A 12,060-nucleotide genomic window follows, 5' to 3' on the forward strand; every position below is an offset into this window, starting at 1 on the left:
CACAAATGCAGGGGACCCGGCAACAGCCGACGTCGCAGCCCACCGCGTACACGCCGACCGACCGCACGGTCCCCACGCGCTCCCCCGACCGGGCGTCGTACGACAGGGATCTGGTGCACTCGATACTCGACGAGGGCTACGTCTGCCACCTCGGCTTCGTCCGCGACGGAGCGCCGGTGGTGCTGCCCACGCTGTACGGCCGGGTCGGCGAGCGGCTCTATGTGCACGGCTCGACCGGTTCGCGCCCGCTGCGGATGACGGGCCGGACCGACCCCGGCCTGCCGGTGTGCCTGACGGTCACGCACGTGGACGCCCTGATCCTGGCCCGCTCGGCCTTCCACCACTCGATGAACTACCGCTCCGTCGTGGTGCACGGCATCGCCCACGACGTGACCGACCCCGAGGAGAAGCGGACCGCGCTCGACGCCCTGGTCGACCACGTCGTACCCGGCCGTGCCGCCGACTCCCGGCCCGCCAACAAGAAGGAGCTGGCCGCCACCGCCGTCATCCGCCTCGACCTCGACGAGGTCTCCGCCAAGCTCCGCACCGGCGGCGTGAACGACGAGCCCGAGGACCTGTCCCTCCCCCACTGGGCCGGCGTCGTCCCCCTCCACAAGGGCTACGCCACCCCGGTCGCGGACCCCCAACTGTCCCCCGGCACGGAACTCCCCGACTACCTGGCAGTCCTGTGATGCTGATCCACCCCTGGGACGCGCCACACGACGACTCCGAGTGGCAGCAGTGGCTGGCCGTCCACGACTTCGGCCAGCTCGCCGTCAACGGCCTGCCGGGCGAGCCGCCGCACGTCCAGCCCCTGCACTTCGCCTACGACGCCGAGCGCGGCGAGGCCGTCACGCATCTGGCCCGCCCCAATCCCCTGTGGCCCGCACTGCTGGCGAACCCCGAGGTCGTCCTGAGCGTGGTCGACGACTACGTGTACGTATCCGGACCCTGGCAAGCGGCGCCGGACGTCCCGTCCGAACACGGCGTACCGACGAGCTTCTACGCAGCGGTCCAACTCCGTTGCCACGCACATGTCGTGGACGACCCGTCCGAGAAGGCCGAGCTGCTCAACCACCAGGTCGGCCACTTCCAGCCGGAGGGCGGCTCGGCGCGGGCCGCGGTGGGAGAGGTGCCGTACGGCCGGATGCTGCCGGGAATCCGAGGGCTGCGGCTCGAAGTCACCGGCGTGCGCGCGAAGTTCAAGTACGCGGGCAGACAGACGGAGGAGGTCAAGGACCGGATCGCGGAGCAACTGGCGAACCGGGCCGGGCCGCGTGACACGGCGGCACTGGAACATCTGCAACGCAGGCGCATCTCATGAGCGCCCCCTAGGGGCGCAGGGAACCGCGCCGCCGGCCACGACGAACCGGCAGACGACACACCGGCCCCGGCGAGGCTTCAGCCGGCGGCCCCCCGCGCCGACACCCGCGTGTCCGTCCCGCCGGTGGCAACCGGCTCGACGGAGCCCTTGGCCGGTGCGGAGGACTGGGCGATGAAGGCGCCGGCCAGCACGATGGCGCCTCCGATGATCTGCGGTGCCGACAGATGCTCGCCGAGCAGGAACCAGGCGAGCACGGTCGCGATGACCGCTTCGAGGCAGGCCACGACGCCGGCGACCTGTGGAGACAGCCGACGTACGGAGACCACGCCGGTCACGTACGCGACGACCGTGGCGATGAGCACGATCCAGCCGAGCAGCAGAGCAGCGGCGACGGGGGTGCCGTTCATGTCCGCGGCGTCCGTGAGTACGGACCACTCCATCGTCCAGGGGTGGGCGATGACGGTCAGTACGGCGGCGCCGACCAGGAGGCCGTAGGCGATGACGCCGAGCGGGTCCGGGGCCTCGGCGCCCAAGGCGCTGCCCTGGTCGGACAGGACGAAGTAGCCGACCTGGCAGCAGGCGGCACCGAGCGCGAGGAGCAGGCCGAGGGAATCGAAGCTCAGGCCGGACCAGACCTCGACGACACAGGCGAGCCCGCCGACCGCGAGGACCACACCGAGCGCGGCCGCGCGGGTGACCGGCCGCCGCTGCACGAACCGCACCCAGCCCAGGACGAGGGCGGGCGCGAGGTACTCGACGAGCAGCGCGACCCCGACGGGTATCCGGGAGATCGCGGCGAAGTAGAAGGCCTGGACACCGGCCACGCCGAGCAGACCGAACCCGGCGAGCAGCGCGGGCCGCCGGCGCAGCAGCGCACGGTGACGCACGGCGAGCGGCAGCATCACCAGCGCCGCGCCCGCCACCCGCAGCCACACCACGTGGAGCGGGTCGAGCCCCGCCTCGATCAGCGGCTTGGCCGCGACACCGGATCCCCCGAAGGCCAGCGCGGAAACGAGCGCGAGTCCGAGCCCGACGCCCTTTCCACCGCTGCTGCTGTCTGACGTATGCACCGGCACATGATGACAGGCGACGACATGAGCGTCATCCCCGATGACACCTGTCTCAGCGCTTGGACGGGAACCCGGGCCTCCGGCCGGTCAGCCGGTCTTCTCCAAGTGCAGCTCGATCCGCACGAAGAGCGCGTGCGCGTCGACCCCGGCACGGTCGAGCACCTCGACGGCCCGTGCCTGCGGGTCCACGACGATGGCGGCGAGCAGGTCGACCCCGAGGGCCGGTTCGTCACCGCGCACGGCGGCCCGCCCGCGGGCGTACTCCATCGCTCTCGCGGCCAGCGGCGAGAAGCCCGCCTCGCCGTTCACGACGGGGACGGCACCGGAGTCCTCGACGCTGCCCTGCCAGCGCAGGCCGTAGCCGATACTGCGCTGCACCAGATAGCCGAGCAGCCGGGCGACCTGCGAGCCGTGCTCGAAGACGGCACGCACCTCGGGGTCGGACTCCAGGAGCGAGTGCAGCAGATGGGCCGAGTCGATCTGCCGGTCCCCGTCCCGCACGGCCCGGCGACGCGCACCGGAAACCACCGCTGCCAGCTCGTCACTGAGCCCGGCATCGTTGTCCATGCGGTGGCCGCCCTGGCCTTGGGCCGCCTGCCGGGGGATTCGGGGTTGCACACCCCTACCCCATCAGTCCCTCCAGATCAGGACATCCCCGGAGAGAAGCATCTTTGCGTCCCACACAGAGTGGAGCCGAGCAGTAGGAATCTCCTCCTTACGGATGAGATCACGCCGATTGGCCGTCGGCGGCGCACACCGCCCCACCCCTGCGCCCCTCGCGCAACCGTGACGCTCCGTCGCACGTCCCATACGGAGATGGGGAGCAGGTGTTGGCTGGTGGCCCTTCCGGCCGTGGACGGCAGACAGTACGTGTACCGGGTCTACGCCCCGGAGGACGCACTGCTCGCCGACCTGTTCTGGGACGCCTGGCACTGCCACGACGAGAGCACCTTCCCGCGCGCGTGGGACCTCTTCGACGCGGCGGAGATACGGCTCGTCGGCTGAGCCCACGCCGCACACGACAGGCCCGCACGAGAAACCCACATTTTCTGACGGTTCATCAGTATTGAATGTTCCGGGCCCTGCGGCTACGTTCCGCGACACCGTAGCCCGACACGAAGAGGTGGTCGCATGGCCGAAGTCAGCGCGGAGGCACGTATCGAAGCCCCCGCGGAGAAGGTGTGGGCCCAGCTCACGGACTGGTCCGCGTACGCCGAGTGGAACGCGACCCACACCGGCTTCCCCAAGGGCGGTCCCGAGACCCTCGAAGTGGGCGGGACCTTCCAGGAGAACATGAAGCTGATGGGCTTCCCGGCCGAGGTCGACTGGACCATCGAGGAAGTGGAGCCGGCCCGGGTGCTGGCCATCCACGGCAAGGGCCCCATGGCGGTCGACCTCGTCACGCGCTACACGCTGACGCCGGACGGCGACGCGACCACGGTCCGCATCGACGGGACGTTCACGGGCGCCGCCGTGTCGTTGATGGCCGGCCGCCTGAAGGACTCGGCGACGGCGGCGCTGAACGAGTCGCTGCGCAAGCTGGCGGGTCTGGTGACCTGACACCCGGACACGCGAAGGCGCCCCCGCGGAGACTTCCACGGGGGCGCACTTCTCCACGGCGGGGAGGCCGTGACGTACCGTCAGTCCTCGTCGGCGAGGATCAGGTACAGCTTCTTGCGGGACTCGTTGATGACGGCCAGCGCCTTCTCGCGCTGCTCCTTGCTGCCGGTCTTCCAGACCTGGCCGAAGGCCTCCATCAGACCGAAGCCGGCCTGGCGGATCTCACCGAGAGCCTCCCAGTCCACGCCACGGGAGGCTTCCTCCCAGGGCGCCTCGGGGCCCTCGTCCGCCGCGGTGCGGCCGGCCTCGGTGAGCGAGAACAGCTTCTTGCCGCCCTCGGACTCACTCGTGATCAGGCCCTCGTCCTCCAGCAGTTGGAGGGTCGGGTACACCGAGCCGGGGCTGGGCTTCCACGCCCCGCCGCTGCGCTCGGCGATCTCCTGGATCATCTCGTAACCGTGCATCGGCCGGTCCTTCAGCAGGGCGAGGATCGACGCGCGTACATCGCCGCGCCGTGCCCTCCCCCGCGGTCCGCCGCGCCCTCGGGGCCCCCAGGGCCCAGGTCCGCCGAAGCCGGGTCCACCGAAGCCGGGGCCACCCGGTCCGAAGGGACCGAAGGCGCCACGCAGGCCCTCGAAACCACCACGGCCTCGCTGGCCGTGCTCACCGTGTCCACGCTCGTATCCATGGGAACGCATCGCAATCACTCCATTCAGTCGTTGATCAGTCGCGATGCCTCAACGATATATCGGAATAGCTCGGCCGGCAAGCCCCACCCGGAAGACGGCCGGCACCGAATTCGGTCCAGCACCCCTGAATTGGCCTTGGCCTGCTGCTTCACGCCGCGCCTAACGTCTGCGGCATGCGGATTCGAATCGTCGATGCCTTCACCGACCGCCCCTTCGCCGGCAACCCGGCGGGGGTCCTGCTCCTGGACGCCTTCCCGGACGACGCCTGGCTCCAGCAGGTGACCATGGAGGTCAACCACGCCGAGACGGCGTTCGCCCACCGCCTGCCCGAGGGCGGTCCGGCCGACTGGGCGCTGCGCTGGTTCACGCCCGTCACCGAGGTCGCCATGTGCGGCCACGCCACGCTCGCCACGGCCCACGTCCTGCACACCACCGGCGCCCATGAGGGCCCGGTGCGTTTCGCCACCCTGAGCGGCGTGCTGGTGGCGACGTCGAGCGAGGACGGCTCGATCACCCTGGACTTCCCGACCGCACCGCTCACCGCGGTCGAGGTGCCGGACGGGGTCGCCGACGCGCTGGGCGCCGAGCCGCGCGCCGCCTTCGACACCGGCCCGACCATCGGGGACCTGGTCCTGGAGCTGGCCGACGAGAAGACCGTCCATGCCCTGAAGCCGGACCACAAGGCCCTCGCCGCCCACTCCGCACGCGGCGTCATCGCCACGGCGCGCGCCGAGGACCCCTCGCGGGGCTACGACTTCGTCTCCCGCTGCTTCTTCCCGAACGTCGGCATCGACGAGGACCCGGTCACCGGCAGCGCTCACACGGCGCTTGCCCCCTTCTGGTCCGGACGCCTCGGCCGCCCCGACCTCACCGGCCTCCAGGCCTCACCCCGCTCCGGCCGCGTCCGCACCGAACTGCGCGGCGACCGTACGCTGCTCATCGGACGGGCGGTCACCGTCATCGACGGGGAGCTGCTCGCGTAGCGGCGCTCTATCGGCGTACGTGACATGCGATACGTACGCGACATACCAAAGGGGCGTACGAACCTGTCGTACGCCCCTTCATCAGCGCTCACGCCGTCGGTAGCCAGTCCACCTTCCCGGCCAGCAGCGCGTAGCCGACGAACGCCCCTATGTCGAGCAGTGAATGCGCCACTACGAGGGGACCCACCCGGCCCCAGCGTCGGTAGAGGTAGACGAACACCACGCCCATCGCCATGTTGCCGAGGAAGCCGCCGATGCCCTGGTAGAGGTGGTAGGAGCCGCGCAGTACGGAACTGGCCATCAGCGCGGTGCCGGGGGTCCAGCCCAACTGGCCGAGGCGGCGCAGCAGATAGCCGACGACGATGACCTCTTCGAGGATCGCGTTCTGCATGGCCGACATGATCAGAACCGGGTACTTCCACCACACGTCGGGCAGGGCCTCGGGGACCACGGTGAGGTTGAAGCCGAGTCCGCGGGCGGCCAGGTAGAAGGCGATTCCGGTGGAGCCGATGACCGCCGCGATGGCCGCTCCGCGGCCGAGGTCCAGCCAGGGCTTGGTCCGGTCGAAGCCGAGGGTGCGCAGGCTCTCGCCCTCGCGCAGCAGGAAGTGCGCAACGAGCAGGACGGGCACGAGGGCCGTGGCGATTCCGAAGAGCTGCCAGGCCAGATCCAGCCATGGACGGCCCGGCGCGGCCGAGGCGTTGAGGGTGGCCGCCTGGTCCTTGAGGCCTCCCGGTTTGGTGACCGATCCGACAAAGCTGATCAGTGCGGACACACCGCTCGCACCGAGCGAAAGCCCCAGAACGAGCAGGGTCTCGGAACGGAGAATTCGTCGCGAGGGCCGCTCATAAGGAAAAGAATCGGCCACTAGCCCGCCTCCGCCTGCACACATGCCTCCAGTTGAGTAATCCCGCCTCATCCCCATCGCCACGCCGCTAGGGTCTCGAATGAAGTTACGAAGATCGTGCGCGACAGGCCGTTGGGGGGCGGACGCCGTACGGGGCGTACCTCCCCTTTGCATGCCGTGTGGCCGATTCAGCCACGGGGTCGACAGGGAGGGGCACCACCGTCATGGGACGTCACAGCTTGCCCGATCAGTATGGGGCGGGCCGCAGCGACCCCCGTCCACGCGCCCGCCGCCGCACCGTGGTCGTCGCGACGGCACTGGTCCTCGCCATTGCCGGGGGTACCGCGGCCGCCGTCCAGAGCGGGGTGCTCTCCTTCGGCTCCTCCTGCCAGGACGACCCGGTACGGCTGAAGCTCGCCGCCGCCCCGGACATGGCCCCCGCGCTGCGCGAGGCGGCGAAACGGGCACGCGAGGACGACGTCACCTCGGACGGGCGGTGCGTCGCGGTCTCGGTGACCTCGCGCGACGCGTACAAGGTCGCGGACACACTCGCCACAGGCCGGAAGGCGGACATCCAGGTCTGGGTGCCGGACTCGGACGTATGGGTGCAGCGGGCCACGGCCGACAGCAGTGCGACCCAGGTGACCCCGGCCGGCAGGGTGGCGTCCACTCCGGTCGGGGTGGCGATGGTGCCGGCGGCGGCGAAGTCGCTGGGATGGCCGAAGCGGACGTACAGCTGGATCGAGCTGGCCGGCGCCGCCCTTCAGGAGGACGGCGTCAGGCTCGGCGCGGCCGACCCGGCGCGCAGTGCGACCGGGTTGCTCGCGCTCACCCAGCTCGGCACGGCCGCCCCGAAGATCAAGGGCGGGGACACGCAGGCGGCGGCCCTGATGAAGACGCTGTCCCAGCGCACCTCCGACAGCGACACCCAGGTCCTGGACACCCTGCCGCGTGACTCCTCGGGCACCGAGCAGGGCAACCCCAAGCGCAATCAGGCGCTGATCCTCACCGAGCAGGCGGCGTTCGCGTACAACTCCGCGGACGCGGGCGCGGGCAGCCTGGACATGTTCTATCCGACCGACGGCTCGCCCCGGCTCGACTACCCCTACACCCTGGTCGACCAGGCCCGGCTCTCCACGGACGAGAACCGTGCCGCGATCAGGTTCATGACCTATCTGCGGCAGCCGGAGCAGCGCCGACTGCTGGAGAAGTACGGCTTCCGGACCTCCGACGACGATGTGTCGGAGGCGCTGGTGACCAAGGCAGGGGGCGGTCGTCCGCAGCCGTACACGCAGTCCGCCGCACGGCCCGCCGACGAGATCGCCCTCCAGGAGGCCCTCGGCACCTGGACGATCACGGTGCAGAGCGCCCGGATCACCACGGTCGTCGACGCCTCCTCGTCCATGTCCGAACCGGTGGGGAACACCGGACAGACCCGCATGGACGTCACCAAGGCATCGTTGCTCCAGGCCCTGGCCACCTTCACGCCCGAGGACGAGATCGGGCTCTGGGACTTCTCCACGAAGCTGGACGGCGCCAAGGACTACCGCGTCCTCGCGCCGACCGAACGGCTCGGCGACCGGGCGGGCGACGGCACTCAGCGGGACCGGCTGTCGGCGGCGTTCAGCGCGCTGGCGCCGGTGCCGAACGGAGCGACCGGGCTGTACGACACGACGCTCGCCGCATACCGGGCGGCGACGACCTCCTACGGCGAGGGCAAGTTCAACGCGCTGGTCATCCTCACCGACGGTGTGAACCAGGACCCCGGCAGCATCTCCCGCGCCGACCTCGTCGATCAGCTGAAGCAGCTCACCAACCCCGAGCGCCCGGTCCCCCTCATCATGATCGCCGTCGGACCGGATGCCGACCGCGAGGAGGCCGAGCTGATCGCCAAGGCGACGGGCGGCTCGGGCCACGAGGTCAGCGACCCGGCGCAGATCCACTCGGTGATCCTTCAGGCGATCGTCGCGGCGGGCGCGAAGGAGGGGGGTAAGACAGGAGAGGAGTGAAGAGCTGCCCTCCCCGGCCGACCGGGTTCCTTCGTCCTCACCCCAGCGGCACCGTCTCCGGCAGCCCCACCGGCCACGTGTGCACCGGCTCCCCCTGATGCATGAGCTCTCGGTATCGCCTGGTGGTGGCCGCCAGCGCGGCATCCCGGGACAGCCCCGCCTCCAGGGCCCGGTGGAAGCTCGCCGACTGCCATGCCGCCCCGTTGACCCTGCGTCGGCAGCGCTCCTCGATCACGCCCAGATACAGATCCCGGTCGGCGGGATCGACACCCCATGCGTTGAGACCGGCTTCGGCCAGCGGCAGCAGTTCGTCGCGTACGAGACTCACCGCGTCGACCTCGGTCGTACCGCCGTAGCGTCCGCGCCGGGTCCAGGTCAGACGGGCGTCGATGCCGTGCCGGCACGCGGAGTCGAAGTTGGCCGCGGCCGCCTCGAACGGCAGCCGGGACCACACCGGCCGGGACTCCTCGGCGAGGGCGCGGACCACGCCGTAGAAGAAGGCGGCGTTGGCGAGGACGTCCGTGACGGTCGGGCCGGCGGGCAGGACGCGGTTCTCGACGCGCAGATGCGGGACGCCGTCGGCGATGCCGTACACGGGCCGGTTCCAGCGGTACACGGTGCCGTTGTGCAGGACGAGTTCGGCGAGTTTCGGTGTGCCGCCCGCGTCGAGGACCTCGAGCGGGTCCTCGTCGTCGCAGATGGGCAGCAGGGCCGGGTAGTAGCGCAGGTTCTCCTCGAAGAGGTCGTACGCCGAGTCGATCCATCGCTCGCCGAACCAGGTGCGCGGCCGGACGCCCTGGGCCTGGAGTTCGGGCGGGCGGGTGTCGGTGGACTGCTGGAACAGCGGCGGCCGGGACTCGCACCACAGCTCACGGCCGAACAGGAAGGGCGAGTTGGCGCCGACGGCGATCTGGGCGGCGGCGACGGCCTGCGCGGCGTTCCACACGTCGGCGAAGCGGCCCGGTGTCACCTGGAGGTGCAACTGGACGGAGGTGCAGGCGGCTTCCGGCGCGATGGACTTGGAGCTGCAACGCAGGTGCTCCACGCCCGCGATGTCGAGCAGGAAGTCCTCGCCCCGGGCGGCGACTATCTGGTCGTTGAGGAGCGTGTAGCGATCGACGTCGGAGAGGTTCGTGGAGACCAGGTCGTCCCGGTCGAGCGTCGGCAGAATGCCGATCATCACGATTCCCGCGTCCACCTCGCCCGCTTTCCGGTCGGCATATGCCAGCGAGGTGCGCAACTCCTCGGCCAGCCGGTCGAAAACCCGCCCGGCCAATCGATGTGGGGCGATGTTGACTTCCAGATTGAACATGGCGAGTTCTGTTTGGAAATCTCGGCTTGCGATCCGCTCAAGTACTTGCGCATTCAGCATTTTCGGCATGCCGTCGGCACCGGTGAGATTCAATTCGATCTCCAGCCCCATGAGGTTCTTCGGGCGATCGAACCGCTGCTCCGCCAGGAGCCGCTCCAGGCCCGTCAGACACTGCCGGAGCTTGTCGCGGTACCGCTGCCGATCGGACAGGTCGAACCCGCCTGCCACGACCTTCTCCCCCATCGGAGCGTCCCTCCTCGCATGGGCGGACCGAAGATCGGATCCGTCCGCCGGTGTCCGGGTCAGGTGGGATGATGCCCAGCCGAAGCGATCGATAACGTCACGGCCGGAGCGTGTGCGCGGTACGCTGGCGGACGTGACCGGCGGCACATTCACCGGGCATGGCACATCGTGCAGTTTCCGGCACGTTGGCAACTCGTGAAAAACACCGACGAGTATTGGCCGACCCCTTCCTGGGCATTGTCCGAGGTCATCGCTGGGCGACCGGTTCGGAATCGGGAGGATTCCCGCTTATCACCGGCCGAATGGACCCTTGCCGGAGTCCCCGGAAACGGCTAGATGAAACACAGTCTGAACACGTGTCGTATAAACTCCGCGAACAAGGCAGAGGGTTGGCGCCCACGGTTCTGGGTTCCTGTCGTCAGGTGACGGACGGCAGGCCTCATTCACACCACGCACCCCAGACCTGGCCCCCGCCTCTCTGACCCTGCGAGCTGACAGCGCCGTCCGCCCCCGCCACGCCCTCGCGCCACCGTGCCTGTCGAATGAGAGGCGACCCACCATGCCGCTGCATGTCCCCCCGGCTCCAGCGCCCGCCCTTCGCTCCGTCCTCACCGCACTCGGTTCCCCCACCGCAGTCCGCGAGGCCCGGACCCCTTCCCTGCGTACCGCGCAGGGCACCGCCACACCCGAACTCCCGCTGCCCGTGCACGTACTCGACCGCATCACCTCCGAGGGCGTGTCCGCGACGCGACTGGCCGGGTGGCGTTTCCTGATCCGCTGCGGCGACCGCGCGGTGGCCGCGGCCGAGACCAGGCTGACCCCTGACGGCTGGGCCTTCTCGCACTTCTTCGAGGGCCCGTACATCGCTTCCACGGAGCGCGCCCTGCGCCAGGCCGAGTCGGTGTCGCAGGCATACCAGCCACGTCTGCTGTCCCTGCCGGGCCTGTACATGCTCACGCTGTGGCTGCACGGCGACTGCTCCTCGGACGGCGCCACCGGCCACCCCGCCGCCACCGATCTACTCATCCCGCTGGCGCCCGCGCCGCCCGGCATCGCGGCGCACCGGCCGCACCGGGTCGCCGAACTCCTGCCGGTGCTCACCGACCGGGTGACACCCGCCCCACTGCTGAGCCAGCCCGTCTGACCGACCGGGCCCCGCGACACACCCCCGTACCCCGCCGCCGGAATTCCGGGTAGCGGGGTACGGCGCTGTTTACCTAGCTGAAAGACTCGTATGCGCCGCGGAAAACCCATACGCTCGCGCGCGCTACAGAAACACTCGTGGGCGCCTCAAAACCACACCCACGTTCCATTGCGCTCGCACGAGCAATACCGCGCTCGAACGAGCCAGAACGGGTCTCCGACCCATACTGACTAGCCCCATCCGACCCCCCTGAACCACCCGAAGTGGCAGTGCAGTTGGAATGAACCGTCCGCGCGGGTGATGCGTCCTCAACCTGTGAGAAGCGGTGCAGCTAAATCCCTGCGGATTGACGCCCGTGGGGCAACACTGGGTTCGACCGACTTATCACAACGGGGGCGGCCATGAACGAGGCTTCACGCCGCAGGACAGACACGACAACCCACTCACTCGACACGACACAGCGAAAGATCCCACCCATGTGCCAGCACCAGCCACCATGTCCGAAAGCCGAATCAGCCGACCGGGAATCCGCCCGACTCGTGGCGCACCACCCGGAGCAGGGATGGAGCCTGCTGTGCAACGGCGTTCTGCTCTTCGAGGACACCGGTGAGCTCCTGCCGGACGGCCAGATCATCGCCCCGCACCGCACACTGGTGATGACCGCCGCCTGAGCAGTACCGGGCGGACCGACAACCCGCCCGGAGATATGAGGGGCCGGCCGCAGGCACACGCTGCGAACCGGCCCCGACGCATGTTCGGCAGCCGTCACTCCCTGTAGTCCCCCGTGCGTGATCCGGTCGACGCCGCCCCTTCCCTTCCCATGTCCGACCATTTTCCGGAAGAATTCTGGAAGTTTCGCGGCACGCGTCGGCGGGGGTG

The 12,060-nt window shown here is 69.8% G+C and carries 13 protein-coding genes; 8 read left to right on the top strand and 5 right to left on the bottom strand.

Annotation, left to right across the window (positions count from 1 at the left end):
* Positions 1-5: 5 nt before the first annotated feature.
* Positions 6-692 carry a pyridoxamine 5'-phosphate oxidase family protein gene (locus tag ACIHFB_RS06260; protein WP_365270838.1) on the top strand — a complete coding sequence of 229 codons (687 nt, stop codon included), beginning with the start codon at positions 6-8 and terminating at the stop codon, positions 690-692.
* Complete coding sequence (locus tag ACIHFB_RS06265; RefSeq protein WP_400125512.1) at positions 692-1,324, top strand: FMN-binding negative transcriptional regulator; 633 nt, start codon at positions 692-694, stop codon at positions 1,322-1,324. The genes ACIHFB_RS06260 and ACIHFB_RS06265 overlap by 1 nt, the downstream gene beginning before the upstream one ends.
* Before the next feature lie 77 nt (positions 1,325-1,401).
* Here the strand turns inward: ACIHFB_RS06265 and ACIHFB_RS06270 are convergent, their stop codons facing one another.
* Both ACIHFB_RS06270 and ACIHFB_RS06275 read right to left on the bottom strand, forming a co-directional pair.
* Complete coding sequence (locus tag ACIHFB_RS06270; protein ID WP_365270844.1) at positions 1,402-2,400, bottom strand: EamA family transporter; 999 nt, start codon at positions 2,398-2,400, stop codon at positions 1,402-1,404.
* Between the two features lie 81 nt (positions 2,401-2,481).
* Complete coding sequence (locus ACIHFB_RS06275; RefSeq protein ID WP_365270847.1) at positions 2,482-3,012, bottom strand: Clp protease N-terminal domain-containing protein; 531 nt, start codon at positions 3,010-3,012, stop codon at positions 2,482-2,484.
* A 198-nt stretch (positions 3,013-3,210) separates the two neighbouring features.
* Between ACIHFB_RS06275 and ACIHFB_RS06280 the strand changes: the two genes are divergently transcribed.
* Positions 3,211-3,399: a hypothetical protein gene (locus ACIHFB_RS06280; protein WP_365270850.1), complete on the top strand. Its 189-nt coding sequence runs from the start codon at positions 3,211-3,213 to the stop codon at positions 3,397-3,399.
* A 126-nt stretch (positions 3,400-3,525) separates the two neighbouring features.
* On the top strand, positions 3,526-3,954 hold the full coding sequence (locus ACIHFB_RS06285) for an SRPBCC family protein (protein WP_400125515.1): 429 nt from the start codon (positions 3,526-3,528) through the stop codon (positions 3,952-3,954).
* Between the two features lie 80 nt (positions 3,955-4,034).
* Here the strand turns inward: ACIHFB_RS06285 and ACIHFB_RS06290 are convergent, their stop codons facing one another.
* Positions 4,035-4,652, bottom strand: coding sequence for a PadR family transcriptional regulator (locus ACIHFB_RS06290; protein ID WP_365270854.1), 618 nt, complete (start codon positions 4,650-4,652; stop codon positions 4,035-4,037).
* 164 nt (positions 4,653-4,816) lie between these two features.
* On the opposite strand from ACIHFB_RS06290, the gene ACIHFB_RS06295 reads away from it, so the two are divergent.
* Positions 4,817-5,626: a PhzF family phenazine biosynthesis protein gene (locus tag ACIHFB_RS06295; protein WP_400125518.1), complete on the top strand. Its 810-nt coding sequence runs from the start codon at positions 4,817-4,819 to the stop codon at positions 5,624-5,626.
* Positions 5,627-5,714: 88 nt separating this feature from the next.
* Here the strand turns inward: ACIHFB_RS06295 and ACIHFB_RS06300 are convergent, their stop codons facing one another.
* A complete protein-coding gene (locus ACIHFB_RS06300) occupies positions 5,715-6,518 on the bottom strand; it encodes a CPBP family intramembrane glutamic endopeptidase (protein ID WP_400125520.1) in 804 nt (267 codons plus the stop codon).
* A 179-nt stretch (positions 6,519-6,697) separates the two neighbouring features.
* Here ACIHFB_RS06300 and ACIHFB_RS06305 point away from each other — a divergent pair, with 179 nt between their 5' ends.
* Positions 6,698-8,482, top strand: a complete 1,785-nt coding sequence (locus ACIHFB_RS06305) for a substrate-binding and VWA domain-containing protein (RefSeq protein ID WP_400125522.1) — start codon at positions 6,698-6,700, stop codon at positions 8,480-8,482.
* A 37-nt stretch (positions 8,483-8,519) separates the two neighbouring features.
* On the opposite strand, the gene ACIHFB_RS06310 is transcribed toward ACIHFB_RS06305, so the two are convergent.
* Complete coding sequence (locus ACIHFB_RS06310) at positions 8,520-10,037, bottom strand: glutamate--cysteine ligase (protein ID WP_400125523.1); 1,518 nt, start codon at positions 10,035-10,037, stop codon at positions 8,520-8,522.
* Between the two features lie 559 nt (positions 10,038-10,596).
* Here ACIHFB_RS06310 and ACIHFB_RS06315 point away from each other — a divergent pair.
* Positions 10,597-11,181: a hypothetical protein gene (locus ACIHFB_RS06315; protein WP_365270867.1), complete on the top strand. Its 585-nt coding sequence runs from the start codon at positions 10,597-10,599 to the stop codon at positions 11,179-11,181.
* A gap of 476 nt (positions 11,182-11,657) precedes the next feature.
* The gene (locus ACIHFB_RS06320; RefSeq protein ID WP_365270869.1) at positions 11,658-11,852 is read left to right on the top strand and encodes a DUF5999 family protein; all 195 of its coding nucleotides are present in this window, start codon (positions 11,658-11,660) and stop codon (positions 11,850-11,852) included.
* The last annotated feature ends 208 nt before the right edge of the window (positions 11,853-12,060 follow it).

The organism is Streptomyces sp. NPDC051963, from assembly GCF_044593495.1.
Classification (GTDB): domain Bacteria; phylum Actinomycetota; class Actinomycetes; order Streptomycetales; family Streptomycetaceae; genus Streptomyces.

Coding starts and splice junctions, on each gene's coding strand:
- ACIHFB_RS06260 (WP_365270838.1), top strand. CDS start 6: ATGCAGGGGACCCGGCAACAGCCGACGTCGCAGCCCACCGCGTACACG.
- ACIHFB_RS06280 (WP_365270850.1), top strand. CDS start 3,211: ATGGGGAGCAGGTGTTGGCTGGTGGCCCTTCCGGCCGTGGACGGCAGA.
- ACIHFB_RS06305 (WP_400125522.1), top strand. CDS start 6,698: ATGGGACGTCACAGCTTGCCCGATCAGTATGGGGCGGGCCGCAGCGAC.
- ACIHFB_RS06290 (WP_365270854.1), bottom strand. CDS start 4,652: ATGCGTTCCCATGGATACGAGCGTGGACACGGTGAGCACGGCCAGCGA.
- ACIHFB_RS06285 (WP_400125515.1), top strand. CDS start 3,526: ATGGCCGAAGTCAGCGCGGAGGCACGTATCGAAGCCCCCGCGGAGAAG.
- ACIHFB_RS06265 (WP_400125512.1), top strand. CDS start 692: ATGCTGATCCACCCCTGGGACGCGCCACACGACGACTCCGAGTGGCAG.
- ACIHFB_RS06315 (WP_365270867.1), top strand. CDS start 10,597: ATGCCGCTGCATGTCCCCCCGGCTCCAGCGCCCGCCCTTCGCTCCGTC.
- ACIHFB_RS06295 (WP_400125518.1), top strand. CDS start 4,817: ATGCGGATTCGAATCGTCGATGCCTTCACCGACCGCCCCTTCGCCGGC.
- ACIHFB_RS06300 (WP_400125520.1), bottom strand. CDS start 6,518: ATGTGTGCAGGCGGAGGCGGGCTAGTGGCCGATTCTTTTCCTTATGAG.
- ACIHFB_RS06310 (WP_400125523.1), bottom strand. CDS start 10,037: ATGGGGGAGAAGGTCGTGGCAGGCGGGTTCGACCTGTCCGATCGGCAG.
- ACIHFB_RS06320 (WP_365270869.1), top strand. CDS start 11,658: ATGTGCCAGCACCAGCCACCATGTCCGAAAGCCGAATCAGCCGACCGG.